At 66.3% G+C, this 15,623-nt stretch carries 18 protein-coding genes; 9 read left to right on the top strand and 9 right to left on the bottom strand.

Annotated elements, in window-relative coordinates; genetic code table 11:
- Positions 1 to 54: 54 nt before the first annotated feature.
- Positions 55 to 771: an alpha/beta hydrolase gene (locus AB0J47_RS03055; RefSeq protein WP_364339886.1), complete on the top strand. Its 717-nt coding sequence runs from the start codon at positions 55 to 57 to the stop codon at positions 769 to 771.
- Here the strand turns inward: AB0J47_RS03055 and AB0J47_RS03050 are convergent.
- Positions 768 to 1,751 carry a DUF3710 domain-containing protein gene (locus tag AB0J47_RS03050; protein WP_364340694.1) on the bottom strand — a complete coding sequence of 328 codons (984 nt, stop codon included), beginning with the start codon at positions 1,749 to 1,751 and terminating at the stop codon, positions 768 to 770. The genes AB0J47_RS03055 and AB0J47_RS03050 overlap by 4 nt on opposite strands.
- Positions 1,752 to 1,756: 5 nt before the next feature.
- Positions 1,757 to 2,254: a dUTP diphosphatase gene (gene dut, locus AB0J47_RS03045; protein WP_364339884.1), complete on the bottom strand. Its 498-nt coding sequence runs from the start codon at positions 2,252 to 2,254 to the stop codon at positions 1,757 to 1,759.
- Positions 2,255 to 2,413: 159 nt separating this feature from the next.
- Here dut and AB0J47_RS03040 point away from each other — a divergent pair, with 159 nt between their 5' ends.
- Positions 2,414 to 2,893 (top strand): DUF3093 domain-containing protein, encoded by a 480-nt coding sequence (locus AB0J47_RS03040; protein WP_364340692.1) that lies wholly within the window; start codon positions 2,414 to 2,416, stop codon positions 2,891 to 2,893.
- Between the two features lie 65 nt (positions 2,894 to 2,958).
- Here the strand turns inward: AB0J47_RS03040 and AB0J47_RS03035 are convergent, their stop codons facing one another.
- Positions 2,959 to 3,261, bottom strand: a complete 303-nt coding sequence (locus tag AB0J47_RS03035) for a DUF4193 domain-containing protein (RefSeq protein WP_040692543.1) — start codon at positions 3,259 to 3,261, stop codon at positions 2,959 to 2,961.
- Positions 3,262 to 3,670: 409 nt separating this feature from the next.
- Here AB0J47_RS03035 and cei point away from each other — a divergent pair, with 409 nt between their 5' ends.
- On the top strand, positions 3,671 to 4,351 hold the full coding sequence (gene cei, locus AB0J47_RS03030; protein WP_364339881.1) for an envelope integrity protein Cei: 681 nt from the start codon (positions 3,671 to 3,673) through the stop codon (positions 4,349 to 4,351).
- A 61-nt stretch (positions 4,352 to 4,412) separates the two neighbouring features.
- Here the strand turns inward: cei and AB0J47_RS03025 are convergent, their stop codons facing one another.
- Positions 4,413 to 5,318 (bottom strand): inositol monophosphatase family protein, encoded by a 906-nt coding sequence (locus tag AB0J47_RS03025; protein ID WP_364339879.1) that lies wholly within the window; start codon positions 5,316 to 5,318, stop codon positions 4,413 to 4,415.
- A 180-nt stretch (positions 5,319 to 5,498) separates the two neighbouring features.
- On the opposite strand from AB0J47_RS03025, the gene ppgK reads away from it, so the two are divergent.
- From ppgK to AB0J47_RS03010, 3 genes are all read left to right on the top strand, one after another.
- Complete coding sequence (ppgK, locus tag AB0J47_RS03020; protein WP_364339877.1) at positions 5,499 to 6,257, top strand: polyphosphate--glucose phosphotransferase; 759 nt, start codon at positions 5,499 to 5,501, stop codon at positions 6,255 to 6,257.
- A gap of 196 nt (positions 6,258 to 6,453) precedes the next feature.
- On the top strand, positions 6,454 to 7,824 hold the full coding sequence (locus tag AB0J47_RS03015; RefSeq protein ID WP_364339875.1) for an RNA polymerase sigma factor: 1,371 nt from the start codon (positions 6,454 to 6,456) through the stop codon (positions 7,822 to 7,824).
- A gap of 413 nt (positions 7,825 to 8,237) precedes the next feature.
- A complete protein-coding gene (locus AB0J47_RS03010; protein WP_364339873.1) occupies positions 8,238 to 9,089 on the top strand; it encodes an MHYT domain-containing protein in 852 nt (283 codons plus the stop codon).
- 46 nt (positions 9,090 to 9,135) lie between these two features.
- Here the strand turns inward: AB0J47_RS03010 and AB0J47_RS03005 are convergent, their stop codons facing one another.
- The gene (locus AB0J47_RS03005; RefSeq protein ID WP_364339871.1) at positions 9,136 to 9,912 is read right to left on the bottom strand and encodes an MHYT domain-containing protein; all 777 of its coding nucleotides are present in this window, start codon (positions 9,910 to 9,912) and stop codon (positions 9,136 to 9,138) included.
- A gap of 431 nt (positions 9,913 to 10,343) precedes the next feature.
- Positions 10,344 to 10,580: a hypothetical protein gene (locus AB0J47_RS03000; RefSeq protein ID WP_364339869.1), complete on the bottom strand. Its 237-nt coding sequence runs from the start codon at positions 10,578 to 10,580 to the stop codon at positions 10,344 to 10,346.
- Positions 10,581 to 10,744: 164 nt separating this feature from the next.
- Between AB0J47_RS03000 and AB0J47_RS02995 the strand changes: the two genes are divergently transcribed.
- Positions 10,745 to 11,692, top strand: a complete 948-nt coding sequence (locus AB0J47_RS02995) for a rhomboid-like protein (RefSeq protein ID WP_364339867.1) — start codon at positions 10,745 to 10,747, stop codon at positions 11,690 to 11,692.
- On the opposite strand, the gene AB0J47_RS02990 is transcribed toward AB0J47_RS02995, so the two are convergent.
- Together AB0J47_RS02990 and AB0J47_RS02985 are read right to left on the bottom strand one after the other, a co-directional pair.
- On the bottom strand, positions 11,594 to 12,778 hold the full coding sequence (locus AB0J47_RS02990) for a cation:proton antiporter (protein ID WP_364339865.1): 1,185 nt from the start codon (positions 12,776 to 12,778) through the stop codon (positions 11,594 to 11,596). The two genes, AB0J47_RS02995 and AB0J47_RS02990, sit on opposite strands and share 99 nt — an antisense overlap.
- 4 nt (positions 12,779 to 12,782) lie before the next feature.
- Positions 12,783 to 13,265: a cation:proton antiporter regulatory subunit gene (locus AB0J47_RS02985; protein WP_364339863.1), complete on the bottom strand. Its 483-nt coding sequence runs from the start codon at positions 13,263 to 13,265 to the stop codon at positions 12,783 to 12,785.
- 127 nt (positions 13,266 to 13,392) lie between these two features.
- Here AB0J47_RS02985 and AB0J47_RS02980 point away from each other — a divergent pair, with 127 nt between their 5' ends.
- Positions 13,393 to 14,586, top strand: coding sequence for a histidine kinase (locus AB0J47_RS02980; protein WP_364339861.1), 1,194 nt, complete (start codon positions 13,393 to 13,395; stop codon positions 14,584 to 14,586).
- The gene (locus tag AB0J47_RS02975) at positions 14,583 to 15,227 is read left to right on the top strand and encodes a response regulator transcription factor (RefSeq protein ID WP_364339859.1); all 645 of its coding nucleotides are present in this window, start codon (positions 14,583 to 14,585) and stop codon (positions 15,225 to 15,227) included. Before AB0J47_RS02980 ends, AB0J47_RS02975 begins: the two co-directional genes overlap by 4 nt.
- A 4-nt stretch (positions 15,228 to 15,231) precedes the next feature.
- Here the strand turns inward: AB0J47_RS02975 and AB0J47_RS02970 are convergent, their stop codons facing one another.
- The gene (locus AB0J47_RS02970) at positions 15,232 to 15,606 is read right to left on the bottom strand and encodes a DUF952 domain-containing protein (RefSeq protein WP_364339857.1); all 375 of its coding nucleotides are present in this window, start codon (positions 15,604 to 15,606) and stop codon (positions 15,232 to 15,234) included.
- Positions 15,607 to 15,623: the final 17 nt, after the last annotated feature.

Raw genomic sequence — 15,623 nt, 5'->3', positions numbered from 1 at the left:
GCCGTATACCCGCCACTGTAGATGGGCAACCCTCCCCCCGCTACGCTCGGACCGGTGTTCGACTCCCCACATTTCGCGCCGGACCGCAGCGGCCCCGCCCCGATCGCCGTGGCGTTGCCGGGAACCGGATCGGATGCCGACTTCGCCCGCCGCGCCTTCGGACTGGCTTGTGCGGCACGCGGAATCGAATTCATCGCCGTCGAACCCGACCCGTCCGGCGTGGTTGCCGGGTACCGTGCGGCGCTCGATCAGGCCGCCATGCGCGGGCCGATTCTGGCCACCGGGATCTCCCTCGGCGCGGCGGTCGCGCTCGAATGGGCGGCTGAACATCCCGAGGCAGCAAGCGGCGTAGTGGCGGCGCTACCGGCCTGGACCGGCCCCGATACCGCCGCGTGCCCGGCCGCGCTCAGCGCCGCCGCCACCGCGGCCCAGTTGCGTACGGAGGGGCTCGACGCGGTGGTCGAACGCATGCGCGCGAGCAGCCCGCGATGGCTCGCCGACGCGCTCACTCAGTCCTGGCATTCGCAGTGGCCGCGGCTGCCCGAGGCGCTGCAGGAGGCCGCCGACTACAAGTGGCCCGACGCGGAACGGCTCGGCACTGTCGAGGTACCCGTCGCCATCGTCACCGCCGTCGACGATCCGGTGCATCCGCTGTCGGTCGCCGAAGAATGGGCCGAGCTGATCCCGCGCGCCGAATTGATCCGGATCACCCTCGATGAACTCGGCGCGAATCCCGCGATCCTCGGAAACGCGGGACTCGCGGCGTTCTAGTTCAGTCCGAGCTGCTGCATGGCCGAGCCGTCCGCGCCGCGGCGCGGTTCATTCGGCATGCGCGGCGGGACCAGCGGCTGTGGTGTGGGCTGGACCGCGGCCTGCTGGGCGGCCATTGCCTGCTGCTGGGCCTCCACCTGCGCCTGATGCGCGGCGGCCAGCTGCTCGGCCAGCTCCGGTGGCAGCACGACGGCCAACGGCTCGCGCACCGGCATCGGCTCGTCGCCACGCCGAATCACGGTTTCGGTCAAGATCGCTCGCGCGGCCCGCACCAGCGGCGCACCGTCATCGGCGGCGCCCTGCGGCCCCGCGGCCACCAGCCGCACCATCCACCGCGGACCGTCCACCCCGATGAAGCGCAGATCCGCGCCCTCGGTGATGGCGAGCAGTTCCCGGCCCCATGGTCCGGTCTCCACGGCGACCCTGGCGCCGTCCTTGCGTAGCGACTCGGCGAGATCGGCTGCCACCGAACGCCATTGGCCCGCTGACTTGGGTGCGGCGTAGGCCGCGACGGTGATCCGACCGTGTTCGGTCGCCAGGTGCACCGCCTGCGGCGTGCCGTCCGGGGTCATCTCGACCTGCAATTGGCCGCCCGGCGGCACCGGCAGGATCACCGAACCCAGATCGAGGCGCTGATCGGTGACATTGTCCAACAGCTCGGCCACTTCGTCGTAGTCGTAGGGGCCGGATTTGGGCATTTCCACGACGTCGTCATCGTCGTAGTCGGCCTCGTCGTACTCGGGCTCGCCGTACTCGGGCTCGCCGTACTCGGGTTCGTCGTGGTGGTGCGCTGCGACGTACTCGGCCGGGACGATCGGATTCTCGTCGGTGATCGGATCGATGATGGGATTCTCATCGGTGATCGGCTCATCGTCGTAATCCGCGTCGCCGTAGGCGCGGTACTCATCGGCGTATTCGTCGTTGTAGCGGTCCTCGACGTATTCGTCACGTCCGCCGGACTTGCGTCTCTTTCCGAACATTCTCGTCATGCCTCCTTGCCGAGAGTGCCCGCCTCGTCGGCCGACGCGGCCAGACTCGCGTGGCCACCGCTCGACCCGTAACCGCCCGCACCCCGCGTGGTGTCATCGAGTGCCTCGACCTCCACGAAATCGACCAGTTCCACCCGCTGCACCAGCAGCTGCGCGATCCGATCACCGCGACGCAGTTCGATCGGGGTGCGCGGATCGTGATTGATCAGGCACACCTTGATTTCACCTCGATAGCCCGCATCTACGGTGCCCGGCGTATTCACCACGGACAGACCGGTTTTCGCGGCGAGTCCGGACCTGGGATGGATCAGGCCGACCGTGCCGACCGGCAGTGCCACCGCGACACCGGTGCCGACCAGCACACGCTCCCCCGGCTCGATGATGACGTCCTCCGTAGTGCACAGGTCCACGCCCGCGTCTCCGTGGTGAGCACGCGTTGGCACGGGGATGCCGGGATCAAGCCGCAGCAAAGGTATGGGTGAAAGGGCGCTCATGACCGCGCCTCGCTGACGCTCGGCTCCGTCATGACCGCCCGGGCTGCGGTGTTCAATATTCGCTCGCTGCGCTCGCTCACGTTGTCCGAGCCTACGCGTAAGCCCTCGACCTCCGTGAATTAGTGTTGAGTCGTGTCGGACCAGCCCAACCCAGTGCCTATGGACGAACAACAGCGGAGCTTCGAGCCCTATCGCGAGCGCCTCTGGGTGCCGCTGTGGTGGTGGCCGATCGCGTTCGCCATCGCCGGGTTGCTGGCCGCCGAAATCCATATGGGCGCACCGGGCCTGCGCGCCTGGTTGCCCTACGCGTTGCTGTTTCCGGTGCCGGTGTGGGTGCTGTTGTGGCTGAGCCGCCATCGGGTGGAAGTCGCCCGGGAAGCCTCCGGTATCCGCGAACTCCGCGCCGATCGCGCGCATCTGCCGGTGAACTTCGTGGCCAGATCGGCCACGGTGGCCCCCACCGCCAAGAGTGCGGCGCTGGGCCGCCAACTCGACCCCGCCGCCTATGTCCAACATCGGCCTTGGGTGGGGCCGATGGTGCTACTTGTACTCGACGACCCGGACGATCCGACGCCGTACTGGCTGATCAGTACGCGACGGCCGGACCGGGTCTTGGCCGCGCTTGGCATACCTGGCTGAAGCCGGGCGTGCCGAGCGCGGGCTGACCATTGATCTCGGCTGGAGATCAGATCTCGCGCCGCAGATCAGGCTGCGCAGTCCATGCAGATCAGCTGACCGCCACTCTCACTGGCCAGCCTGCTCCGGTGATGGACCAGGAAACAGCTGGAACAGGTGAACTCGTCGGCCTGCTTCGGGATCACCCGAACTGTCAGGACTTCCTCGGACAAGTCCGCGCCGGGAAGCTCGAACGACTCCGCGGTATCGGATTCGTCGATATCCACGACGGCGGACTGTGCCTCGTTGCGACGAGCCTTCAGCTCCTCCAGCGAATCTTCCGACACTTCGTCGGATTCAGTGCGCCTCGGTGCGTCATAGTCGGTTGCCATGTCGTCTTCCCCTCGTCCTTACTCCGTATATCCCGGACCGGGCCACTCACACCGATTCCCTCGAATCGGAATGACCAGCACCGCCCCGCCGGTGGTGCACGTCACACGTACACCGGTCCCCTATCAGGGCGGATCATGCGGACCCACCTTTGATAGCGCTCGGTAAACGCAGGACATGCCCTTCTTGTTCCCGCGACCGACCACCGATTTGGGCTGCGATGTTTCGATCTGGGCCGCCAGACAATAGCGGACGCCAGAGCAAAAGTCGCAATCAAAACACAGACGATTCGAAACTGAGGGGTAATCGACATCAACCGTGAACTCGCCGAGACCTTACGCACCGCATTCACACCCAGCTCGCCCGGCCCGCCGTCGCCCTGGCGCGGACACATTTTCGTAGAGTATGCCCGTGGTTTCACTCATCACCGAAGGCAGCGCAACGGATCGAACGGGTCAACCCTTCCTCCGGCGACGCAACCAGCCATGGTTGATCTTGGTCGGCGTCCTACTCCTGATCTGCACCGTGGTGTGGATCAAGGCCCTGACCACCGAGGACAGCAGCGGAACCGCGATGGCGTGCAATTCGCCGAGCCCGGCTACCGACGCGAAGTCGCCCCAACCCGCCCCGATGGGGCAGCGGGTCGGCCAGTCGCGGCTGACCGACGTCGAACCGGCTGCGCTGGCCTCGTCGAAGGTCCGCGTGCTGAACGCGAACAACAAGAGCGGGCAGGCCTCGCACATCGCCTCGGCGCTCGGCGACCTCGGCTTCGCGAGCGGGCCGGGGCAGCAGTTCGGTAACGATCCGGTCTATGTCAACGGCGACCTGAACTGCACTGGCCAGATCCGCTTCGGTGTGAACGGCCGACCGGCCGCCGCCTCGGTTCAGCTGGTCGCGCCGTGCGCCGAGCTGATCGAGGATCAGCGCAACGACGACACGGTGGACCTGGTGCTCGGTTCGGTATTCGGCGAGTCGCTGCGGCCGAGCCCGGACGCCGAGGAAGTGCTGAAATCGCTGAAGAATCCTGCCCCGGGCGGATCGACGTCCATCGATCCCAAACTGCTGTCCGCGGCACGCACGGCACGCTGCTGACCTCGCCTGACCGACCTTCATCGCCCCGGTGTGCCGCTTCGGCAGACCGGGGCGATCCGTTTCAGGCGTCCGGAATCGCGGTTGTCGCGCCGACGCGTTCGAGCAGTTCGGTCAATTCGTTCGCGACACCCGGTGCGGCGGCGACGACCAACTCACCTGCCGTACCCGGGCTGGTCGCCGCGGGCAAGCGCAGCTGCGCACCCGCCTCGGCGGCGATCAACGCGCCCGCGGCCCAGTCCCAGACGTTGAGTCCGTGTTCGTAGTACGCGTCTATGCGACCCTCGGCGACGAAGCACAGATCCAGTGCCGCCGCGCCGAGGCGACGGATATCGCGGATCTGCGGCAGGATCTGCGCGACCAGTTCCGCCTGCTTGGCCCTGCGGTGCTTGCCGTAGGCGAATCCGGTGGCCACCAAGGCCATCGACGCCGATCGCACCGGTGTGCAGCGCAGATGTTCCACCGCGCCGTCACCGGTCACCTTCGTGGCTCCCATCCGCACCGCGGCGCTATAGGTCGCGGCCCGCGCGACATCGACCACCGCACCGGCGATGGGCTGTCCGGCGCGCACCGCGGCCACCGAAATCGCGTAGCCCGGAATGCCGTACAGGAAGTTCACGGTGCCGTCGATCGGGTCGACCACCCAGTGCACGGTGTCCTCGTCACCGCCGGCCAGGCTGCCGCCGCCCTCCTCACCGAGGATCGGATCACCGGGGCGCGCTTCGGCGAGCAGGCGCCGGATCAGCTCCTCGGTCTCGGTATCGACGATGGTCACCGGGTCGGTAGGGTGGCCTTTGGTCTGCACGGCACCGTCGCGCGCACCCTCCGGACCGAATATCTCGGGGCGGCGCGAGCGCACATGCGCGGCCGCGGTTTCGGCGAGTTGGACCGCGATCCGACGCAATTCGGCAACATCCTCGGATGGCGTCGCGGTCGGTCGGTCGGTAACTGACGCTCTGGTCTCCGGCATGCCCCCATGCCATCACAGATCCTCGGCGAACGGGAACCGATACCCGCCCATTACTCTTGTCGTGCACGACACAACGCCGTCGTCGGGCACATCGCCGCATGCTCCGCGACCAGCCGGTGGTGAGCTCCTGTGCGGCGGCGCGTTCATCACATCGGCCAGCACAGGGAACGAGGGAACGTCATGTCCGCTCGGGGGCACGCATTCGGTATCGATATCGGTGGCAGCGGCGTCAAGGGCGCCGCGGTGGATCTGACCACCGGAGCATTGGTCCACGAGCGGATAAAGATTCTGACACCGCATCCCTCGACACCGCAGGCGGTCGCCGACGCTGTCGCCAAACTGGTCGCCCAGGCCGATTGGGAGGGCCCGGTCGGCATCACACTGCCCTCGGTCGTGCTAGGGGGCGTCGCGCAGACGGCCGCCAATATCGATAAGGCGTGGATCGGTACCGACGCGCGGGCGCTGTTCTCCACCGCGCTCGACGGTCGTGCCGTCACCGTGCTCAACGACGCCGACGCGGCCGGTCTGGCCGAAGATCACTACGGCGCGGCAAAGGATTTCGACGGCCTGGTGCTGCTGCTGACCTTCGGCACCGGCATCGGCTCGGCGCTGCTGTTCCACGGCACGCTGGTGCCCAATACCGAACTCGGCCATCTGGAGATCGGCGGTATGGAGACCGAACATCGCGCCGCCGCCTCGATCAAGGATCGCGACGGCCTGACCTACGAGCAGTGGGCCGCACAGGTCAGCATTGTGCTCAGCGGGCTGGAGAATTTGTTCTGGCCGAAGGTCTTCGTCGCAGGTGGGGGCATCAGTCGAGATGCCGAGCAATGGATTCCGTTGCTCACCAACCGAACCCCCGTGATTCCCGCGCGGCTGGAGAACACCGCGGGCATCGTCGGCGCGGCCATGGCGATCGATGCCGGCATCGCGCCGTAGACGCGCGGAGGGTATGGCATTAGCCGTTGCCGGGATCGTGCCGTAGGTACCCTGGTTCGATCGTTACAATGGAACGTACTCCGGCCGCGAGCCGGAAACCCCAGACCCGGCGCTCAGCCGGTGAAACCCGACAGACCGCTCCGCCGGAACACCACTCTGGCGTGACGCCGCACGAGACCGTCACGAAAGGGCGTACGTGGTAGCCACGACCCGTCAGACCGCCGAATCGGCCGACGCCGACTCCGCAGATGTAACCGAAGCACGGCCGGTCCGCAAGGCTGCCGCGAAGAAGGCTCCGGCCAAGAAGGCCGCCGCCAAGAAGGCCCCGGCCAAGAAGGCCGCCGCCGCGAAGGCGACGAAGGGCCCAGCCAAGAAAGCCGGACCGAAGAAGGCCGGTCCGGAGGGCGAACCCGGCGACGAGAACGCCGAGACCGAGGATCTGGATCTGGAGGATCTCGGCGATCTCGAGGTGTCCGAGGACGATCTCGCCGATGAGGCCGAGGAACTCGTCGAGGAAGTCGCCGAGGGGGTCGAGGAGGGCGAGGCCGACGAACCGTCCGCCGCGGACAAGGCCTCCGGCGACTTCGTCTGGGACGAGGAGGAATCCGAGGCGCTGCGCCAGGCCCGCAAGGATGCCGAGCTCACCGCATCGGCCGACTCCGTGCGTGCCTACCTCAAGCAGATCGGCAAGGTCGCACTGCTCAACGCCGAAGAGGAGGTCGAACTCGCCAAGCGGATCGAGGCCGGACTCTATGCGGCGGAGAAGGTGCGCGAATTCGCCGAGCAGGGTGAAAAGCTGCCGGTCGCTATGCGCCGCGACTACACCTGGATCGTGCGCGACGGCAACCGTGCGAAAAACCACCTGCTGGAAGCCAACCTGCGTCTGGTGGTCTCGTTGGCCAAGCGCTACACCGGTCGCGGTATGGCATTCCTGGACCTGATCCAGGAGGGCAACCTCGGTCTGATCCGCGCGGTGGAGAAGTTCGACTACACCAAGGGCTACAAATTCTCCACGTACGCCACCTGGTGGATCCGGCAGGCCATCACCCGCGCCATGGCCGATCAGGCCCGCACCATCCGCATCCCGGTGCATATGGTCGAGGTCATCAATAAGCTCGGCCGCATCCAGCGCGAGCTGCTTCAGGATCTGGGCCGCGAGCCCACCCCGGAGGAGCTGGCCAAGGAAATGGACATCACGCCGGAGAAGGTCCTCGAGATCCAGCAATACGCGCGTGAGCCCATCTCGCTGGATCAGACCATCGGCGATGAGGGCGACAGCCAGCTCGGCGACTTCATCGAGGACTCCGAGGCCGTCGTCGCGGTGGACGCGGTGAGCTTCACGCTGCTGCAGGATCAGCTGCAGTCGGTGCTGGAGACGCTGTCCGAGCGCGAGGCGGGCGTGGTCCGGCTGCGCTTCGGCCTGACCGACGGTCAGCCGCGCACCCTCGACGAGATCGGCCAGGTGTACGGGGTCACCCGTGAGCGCATCCGGCAGATCGAGTCGAAGACCATGAGCAAGCTGCGCCACCCGAGCCGCTCACAAGTCCTGCGCGACTACCTCGACTAGTTCGTTCTGCTCGATTTTCGCCAAGCGCCCGCGCCCCACAGCGCGGGCGCTTTGCTTTTCGCACCCGGCCTCCTTGTCGTCGTATCGACCGGCAACTCTGCCCGCATTCAACCCGCCTGCGACCCGGCTACCGTCGAATCAGACTGTGCCCATTGCGGTTTTCCACACTATTGAGCCGAACTGCTTCTGCCACAGAATCTTTCGGCGTTCTGCGGGGCAATCGATCAGCCATGTAGCGGCAACCGAGACAGCGTCCGTTCCGCTAACCAATTCGGGTTTCAATCAAACCTAAAAGTGACCGAAACCACTTCTGCTAACCCAAATTTCGGCCCCCGTTGGTTCGATCGCTGTCGTATCGTCTGACCCTCTGTTGTTTCAATCGCCGATGTTGTTCTTCGGCAGTGGGGGCGTGCGTGCTCGATATCTACCATTTCAGTTACGGTCTGCTGACCCCGCTGCTGGCCTACACCATGTCGGTGACCGGATGCCTGCTCGGCTTGCAGTGCGCCGCGCGCGGCCGCACCGGCAAGGACCGGATCGGCTGGCTGCTCGGCGCGGCCGTCGCCATCGGCGGCACCGGCATCTGGGTTATGCATTTCATTGCGATGCTGGGCTTTTCGATCCGCGGCAGCGAAATACGGTTCGACATTCCACTCACTCTGCTGAGCGCGATCACCGCGGTCGCCGTGGTCGGCATCGGACTTTTCATCGTCGTCAAACCCGAACCGTCGCTGCTCGGCCTGCTGGCCGGCGGTGCGGTCACCGGATTCGGCGTCGCGGCTATGCATTACATGGGCATGTACGCGATGAAGTCGAATGCGATGATCAGCTATGACATGCGCCGCGTCGGGTTGTCGGTGGTCATCGCGGTGGCCGCGGCGACAGTTGCGCTCTGGTTCACGTTGCGGGTCAAGGGATTTCCCGCGACCGTCGGCGCCGGACTGATCATGGGCGTGGCGGTCTGCGGTATGCACTACACCGGGATGTCGGCGATGCACGCGCACACCGGAAATACCCAGACGCCCGATGGAGCCGGCGCCATGGACCTGATCGCACCGCTGATCGTGGTGGCCAGTGTGGTGACCATGCTGCTGCTTATCAGCGTCAGCCTGACCGAGATCGACCGTAATATCGAACTGCCGCCGCTGCGCATCGCACCGCGCGCCAAACTCGATCCGCTACCGCCGCTGCCGCCGGTGGAGTCGGAGATAATGCCGTCGGCGACCGCGTACTGGCCGACGCGGACCGAGGTGCCGCGCCACTGAGCCTATCGAAATCGCCTGTGCGACATGCCCTCCGGGCTGAGCGGACTCAGTCCCTGGTCGGCCAGTAGCGCGTCGAGCGCGGTCCGCGCGCACCGTCGTATGCCGGATCGTCGACATCGGTGATGCCGATATGCAATAGCAGCATCATGGTTACCATGCCGACGCCGACCGTCAGCGGAGTCAGCAATTGGGTCGCGCCCGCGCCCGTGGGCGAGTGCATATGGTGGCCGTCCTGCACATGCATCGCGAACATGCCGGTGTAGTGCATGCCGCAGACCGCGACGCCCATGACCAGTGCCGCGCCGATGGTGGCGAGGGTGCCGCGAATATGCAGCGCGAACCACAGTGCCGCCGTCGCGGCGATCACCGCGATCACCATGGACAGCAACACGATTCGTCCGTCGTATTCGATGACCGCATCGGATTTCATCGCATACATGCCGGAATAGTGCATGGCGCCGACGCCTACACCGGTGATCGCACCGCCGATGTACAGCGCCACCGGCGCCAAGCCCGGCATCTGCGCGACCCGTAAGCCGATCCACACCACCACCATCGCGATCACCGCGCTGAGCAGGGTGATCGGCACGTCGTAGCGGATCGAGGCGCCGTGGATCGAAAAGCCCAGCATGGCAATGAAATGCATGACCCAGATACCGGTGCCGCCGATGGCGACCGCCGCGGCGACGAGCCATCCGGCGTGTCCGCTACCGGCCCGCGCTCGGACCACGCACCGCAGCCCTAGCAATGATCCGGTGAATGACATCAGATAGGCCACAACCGGCGTGAGCAACCCGTGGCTGAAGTGGTTGATTTCCAGCACGCGAACTCCCTCGTTGGGCAGACCTCGGCCACTATCTCGACAGCGCGAGCCCGCCCGCTTGTACAAACCAGCAGGTAGGCGATTTACAGTACTACCGTCCGCTAAATTTGTCATGGGATGAATCCGGTCAGTAAGACGGCGCCCGCTACTCGGCGGTGACCATACATACCGCACGGTTCCTCGCCCCCGAATCTTGTAGATTGCCGCTTCCGGCAATCGATCAGCACCGATATTGCTGGGACACAATGCATCTCGCGAATACGACAGTCCACGGCGGGCGTTCGCACATCTGCAAGAACATCGCAGCAATTTCGGTACACATGCCGACTCTCATTGCGCCCCAGGACCGCCGAGCCGGATCAGCCTCAGTCGCCAACCGGACTTGACCGGCGTCGTGTGCTCGGCACCCGTCGGCAGTATTCGCGTGCGAACTAGCAGAGGTTGCCAAAGGTGGTGGACATCAGGGGCGTGCCTTCGACGATCCGTCGCCCGGGGTCACCGAGCAGGATGTATTCGCGGTCGGAATCGTCATACCCGGCATAGAAGGCCGATCGCATGTCGCCGAACGAGCGGGCGCCGTCGGATCGGGCGGGCAGCGTCTCGCCGGTTGCTGATCGTGCAGCAGCCGAGGCCAGTGCGACCGCTAATGCGCGCAGCGGCGAGGACAACGGTCCAACAGGAACTACTCGGTCACCCCCTTGGTCGGCGGACCGACTCTGCGGAGCCGGACATGAATCGCCAACAGGTCCGAAAAGACCAGCTCAGGTGAGCCAGGACACAGACCGGGCGGGTCTACGGGCAGAAGAGCCCTGGAACCGGCAGACTTGTGTATGTGGTTGCCCCCACTTTGCGCCGAATCCACTCCCCCTGGACGCAGACCGTAGACCTCGGTGACGAGTCACGCGCGGTCTGGTCGTGGGCACGTCGACCCCGGTTGCTGCGCCGACTGCTGCCCGAACTGCGCCAGCACCTGTCCGGCGCACCGGCCAGCACGGCCTACGCGTTCACTCTGTTCGTCACCTGGTGGACGCTGCGCGGGGTCGGCGATTCGGTGGAGCGCAGGCTGATCTTCTCGGCCTCCACCAATCTCTACAACATGCAGCACAACCCGATCCAGGTGCTGGTGGCCTCGGCGTTCTGGACCCAGGGCCAATTTCCCTGGGTCACCATCGCCGAGATCCTGGTGGTGATGGGCTTCGCCGAACGTTGGCTCGGCACCAGCCGCTGGATTCTGCTGTTCGCGACCGGGCATATCGGCGCGACGCTGCTCACCGTCACGGCGATCGACCATGCCATCGATCATCACGTCATCCCGGTGCGCGTGCAGTACGCGGCGGATGTCGGCACCAGCTACGGATTCACCGCAGTGCTGGCGGCGATGGCCTTCCACTTCCGCGGTGTGGTCCGCGCGCTGTGGGCCGGCGTCATCGTCGTCTTCCTCGCCTCGGCGCTCTTGATCGGACCGACCTTCACCGACTACGGGCATATGTGCGCGGCCCTGATCGGTTTGGCGGTCGGACTCGTCGCATCGACCTTCTGGCGACGGATCGAACGCCTGCGTGCCGAACGCGAGGCGACTTCCGCCGCGCCGATACCGGTTACGGCGACGAATCCGCTTGCGGCCGCCCGGATTCCCGCGGCCGGTGGCGATTCCGAGCCGAGTTCCGTCGCGGCGCAACCGCTATCCGGTGCTGACGGCGGGGTTGAAGCGGCGCTGCACCACGCCGATGACCGGTTCGACGACGCGGGCCGCGATCGGGCCGAGCACCGCCATCAGTAGCACATAGGCCGAGGCCAGTCCGGCGATTTGGGCGTCTACCCCACCCACGCTCACCGCCAGACCCGCGATGACGATGGAGAATTCACCATGCGCGACCAGCGCCGCGCCCGCGCGTGCCCGACCCATCCGGCGGATGCCCTGTCGACTCGCCGCCCACCAGCCGGTCGCGATCTTGGTCACCACGGTGACGACCGCGAGCAGGATCGCCCAACCGAGCACGGGCGGAATGGCACCGGGATCGGTGCTGAGTCCGAAGGCCACGAAGAAGATCGCCGCGAACAGGTCCCGGATCGGTTCCAATAGTTTCGTCGCCTCGTGGGCGGTCGAACCGGAAATAGCGATGCCGAGTAGGAATGCGCCGACCGCCGCCGAGACATTCAGCGCCGACGCCAGCCCGGCGACCAGCAGCGCCGCGCCCAGCAGCTTCAATAGGAAGACCTCGCGGTCGGCGCTGTCCACGATCGCCGAGACGTACCGGCCGTACCGCAGCGCGACGACCAAAACGACGGTCACGCTGGCCAAGGCCAGACCGAGCACGGTCAGCCCACTCAGCAAGCTCGTACCGGCCAGCACCGCGGTGAGGATCGGCAGATACATCGCCATCGCGAGATCCTCGAAGACCAGAATCGACAAGATCACCGGGGTTTCCCGGTTACCGAGGCGTCCGAGGTCGTTGAGCACCTTCGCGACGATGCCCGAGGACGAGATGTAGGTGACTCCGGCCATGGTGATGGCTCCGGTCATTCCCCAGCCGAGCAGCAGGGCGACTACCACGCCAGGTGTCGCGTTCGCGACGAGATCGACCAGACCTGCGGCCCAGGAGCGACGCAATCCGGTCACCAACTCGACCGCGGTGTACTCGAGGCCGAGCAATAGCAACAGCAGCACCACACCGATTTCGCCTGCGATATGGCCGAATTCGTTCGCGGCGCCCAGTTCGATGAAACCGCCCTGGCCGAAGGCCAGCCCACCGAGCAGGTAGAGCGGAATCGGGGACATGCCGAATCGTGCCGCCACTCTCCCGAGCATTCCTAGGGCGAATAACACCGCCCCGAGCTCGATGAGGGCGAGCGCGGTTGCGTTCACGCTCTCACCCGTGCGTCAGGATCTTCGCGGCCGCGTCCAGACCGTCGGGGGTTCCGACGACCACGAGTATGTCATCGGTGGTGAAGGTGAAATCCGGTCCCGGCGAGGGATGCAGCTGCCCCGCGCGCATCACCGCGACAATGGAAGCCTTGGTGCGCGTGCGCATTCCGGTCTCGCCGAGGGTGCGGCCCTCGTACGGCGAATCCTCGCCGATGGGTAGCTGGCGGGTGGTGATCCCGGGTAGGTCGCGGTGGTCCTCGCGTAGCTTCGCCACCAGCTGCGGCGAGCCGAGTAGGTTGGCGAGTACCGAGGCCTCGTCGGGAGTCAGCGGCACTTGCGCGGCGCAGGAGTCCGGGTCATCGGGTTTGGAGACGATCAGATCGATGCCGCCGTCGCGGTGATCGACCACACCGATCCGGCGACCCGACCGCAGCTGGAAGTCTTTGCGTACCCCGATCCCGGGTAGGGCGGTGACATCGACGTTCACACCCTCCACCCTAACCGGCAAAAAGGGCTGACCGCCCGAGCGGGTCCGATCAGGTCGGTCGTCGGATCGACCGGAACTCATTCCTTCGGCGGACCCCGGAACGCGGGGCATGTGCTGTGATGGGGCGATGCGACGGCAGTGGGAAGCTTTGTCGGCGACCGCGCAGGACGCGCTGGTCGCCGCCTTCGCGCTCGTACTCGGCGCCGCGCTCTATCTGACCGGGCTGTCCGAGATGGCCAGTGACCTGAGCCGCCACCCGTCACTGCCGGTGCGGTTCGGGGTGCTCGCGCTGATCTGCGTGACGACCTTCCTGCGGCGGCGCGCGCCGATGTCGGCTCTCGCTATCGGGCTGATCCCCTTCGCCATCGATTTCGCACTCGGCCCGACGGTGCCGGTCTGGCTCATCTATTCGGATCTCATCTATGCCGGCGTGCTGTATGCCGCACCCGCGCGTTCGCGCTCGCTGGTCACGGTGTGTGGGGTGGTCTCGGCGGTACTGACCGTGCTGGCACTGGTGCTCGGCGACTGGCGGGTCGCGGTGATCACCATCGCCGCGCTGTTCGCCTTCGTCGCGACCCCGCTGTGGTGGGCCCTGGCGGTGCGCGGGCACAAGGAGATCGCCGAAGCCGAACGCAAACGCGCACAGGCGATGACATTGGTCGCCGAATTGGACCGACGTGCCGCCATCACCGATGAACGCAAGACGATGGCGCGCGATCTGCACGATGTGATCGCAGGACATCTCTCGGCCATCGCCATCCAGTCCGAAGCGGCGCTGGGGGTGCTGGCCCGGCAGGACACCGATCCCACTGTCGCCGGGATCATTTCGTCGATCCGGTCCAATAGTGTCAGCGCGCTGCAGGAAATGCGCACCATGATCGGTCTGCTGCGCCGTGACGACGGCGCCGAGGACGATGCGGCCGCACCGCGCAAACTGGCACAGCTGCGGATTCTCGTCGATGCCGCCCGCGCGGCCGGAATCACCGTGCGTGTGCGGGATGCACTGAACGGGACGGCGCTGCCGAGCGCGGTCGACCAGGCCGCGTACCGAATCGTCCAGGAAGCATTGACGAATGCCATGAAACACGCACCGGGACAGGAGGTCGAGATCGACGTGCGCACGGAGGCAGCGGATTTGGCCCTCTCGGTGCGCAATCCCATACTTGTGCGCAACCGACCGACCGACGACGCGCGCCACAGCGGCCTGATGAATATGCGGGAACGGGCGGTGGCGTTGGGCGGCACCTTCACCGCCGGACCCGGCGCCGACGGCTGGGAAGTCCTTGCTCGGCTGCCGATCTCGACGACGGAGGCGCGATGATCCGGGTACTGATCGCCGACGACCACGGCGCGATCCGGGCCGGACTGCGGATGATCCTGGAGACCGCCGATGGCATCGAGGTGGTCGGCGAGGCCGCCGACGGCGATATCGCGGTGGCACAGGCCAGAGCGCTGCGCCCGGATGTGGTGCTGATGGATGTGCGCATGCCGGGCGTCGACGGCATCACCGCCACCGGCCGCATCACCGACGACGGCCTGGCCAGGGTGCTCATCCTGACTACCTTCGATCTGGACGAGTACGTCTTCCGGACGCTGCGCGCCGGCGCATCCGGCTTCGTGCTGAAATCCGCGTCGGGACAAGCAATTGTCGATGCGGTGCGCGCGGTGGCCGCGGGTGACGGCGTACTCGCCCCCGAGGTGACCGCCGCGGTGATCAATGCGTTCGCCTCGACCGATGGCGAATCGAGCCGGCCCGCACCGGACGGTCTGGACGAGCTGACCGAACGCGAACGCGAGGTGCTCGACTGTCTCGGCGACGGTCTGTCCAATGCGCAGATCGCCGCGCGGCTGTTCATCGGCGAGACAACAGTCAAAACGCATGTCTCGCGGGTACTCACCAAACTCGGTGTGCGGTCCCGCGTTCAGGCCGCCATCGTGGCGCGCGAGGTCAGGGACCGGTAGGTCATCAGGACGCCGGAAACTTCGGATCGAGTGCGGCGAAGGTGCCGTCCGGGCCGGGCTGGTACTCGACCACGGCGATGACCGCGCCGACCGGCAGCGGACCGTACAGATGGGGGAACAGCATCGAGTCGGGATCGGTGGGCACGCCCGGTTCCCATTTCACCGGCGCGCCGACGCGGGCCGGATCGATGCGCAGCAGCACCATGTCACGCCTTCCGCCGAAAAGTCGGTTGGCGGGCAGGTGCGCCTGCTGTGGGGTGGAGAGATGGATGAATCCGATCTCCTCGAACGACTCCGGGCGGTACTCGCCGGTTTGCCGGGCGGTCAGCCATTCGGCGAGAGTGCAAATGTGAACGAGCGTGTGAGTGTCATGGATCACGGGTAATCTCCCGGTAG

The organism is Nocardia sp. NPDC049737 (assembly GCF_040674755.1).
In the GTDB taxonomy this organism is placed as follows: domain Bacteria; phylum Actinomycetota; class Actinomycetes; order Mycobacteriales; family Mycobacteriaceae; genus Nocardia.
This window is presented reverse-complemented; position numbering and strand designations above follow the sequence as displayed.

Coding starts and splice junctions, on each gene's coding strand:
- AB0J47_RS02975 (WP_364339859.1), top strand. CDS start 14,583: ATGATCCGGGTACTGATCGCCGACGACCACGGCGCGATCCGGGCCGGA.
- AB0J47_RS03025 (WP_364339879.1), bottom strand. CDS start 5,318: ATGCCGGAGACCAGAGCGTCAGTTACCGACCGACCGACCGCGACGCCA.
- AB0J47_RS02980 (WP_364339861.1), top strand. CDS start 13,393: ATGCGACGGCAGTGGGAAGCTTTGTCGGCGACCGCGCAGGACGCGCTG.
- AB0J47_RS03035 (WP_040692543.1), bottom strand. CDS start 3,261: ATGGCAACCGACTATGACGCACCGAGGCGCACTGAATCCGACGAAGTG.
- AB0J47_RS03050 (WP_364340694.1), bottom strand. CDS start 1,751: ATGTTCGGAAAGAGACGCAAGTCCGGCGGACGTGACGAATACGTCGAG.
- AB0J47_RS03040 (WP_364340692.1), top strand. CDS start 2,414: ATGGACGAACAACAGCGGAGCTTCGAGCCCTATCGCGAGCGCCTCTGG.
- ppgK (WP_364339877.1), top strand. CDS start 5,499: ATGTCCGCTCGGGGGCACGCATTCGGTATCGATATCGGTGGCAGCGGC.
- dut (WP_364339884.1), bottom strand. CDS start 2,254: ATGAGCGCCCTTTCACCCATACCTTTGCTGCGGCTTGATCCCGGCATC.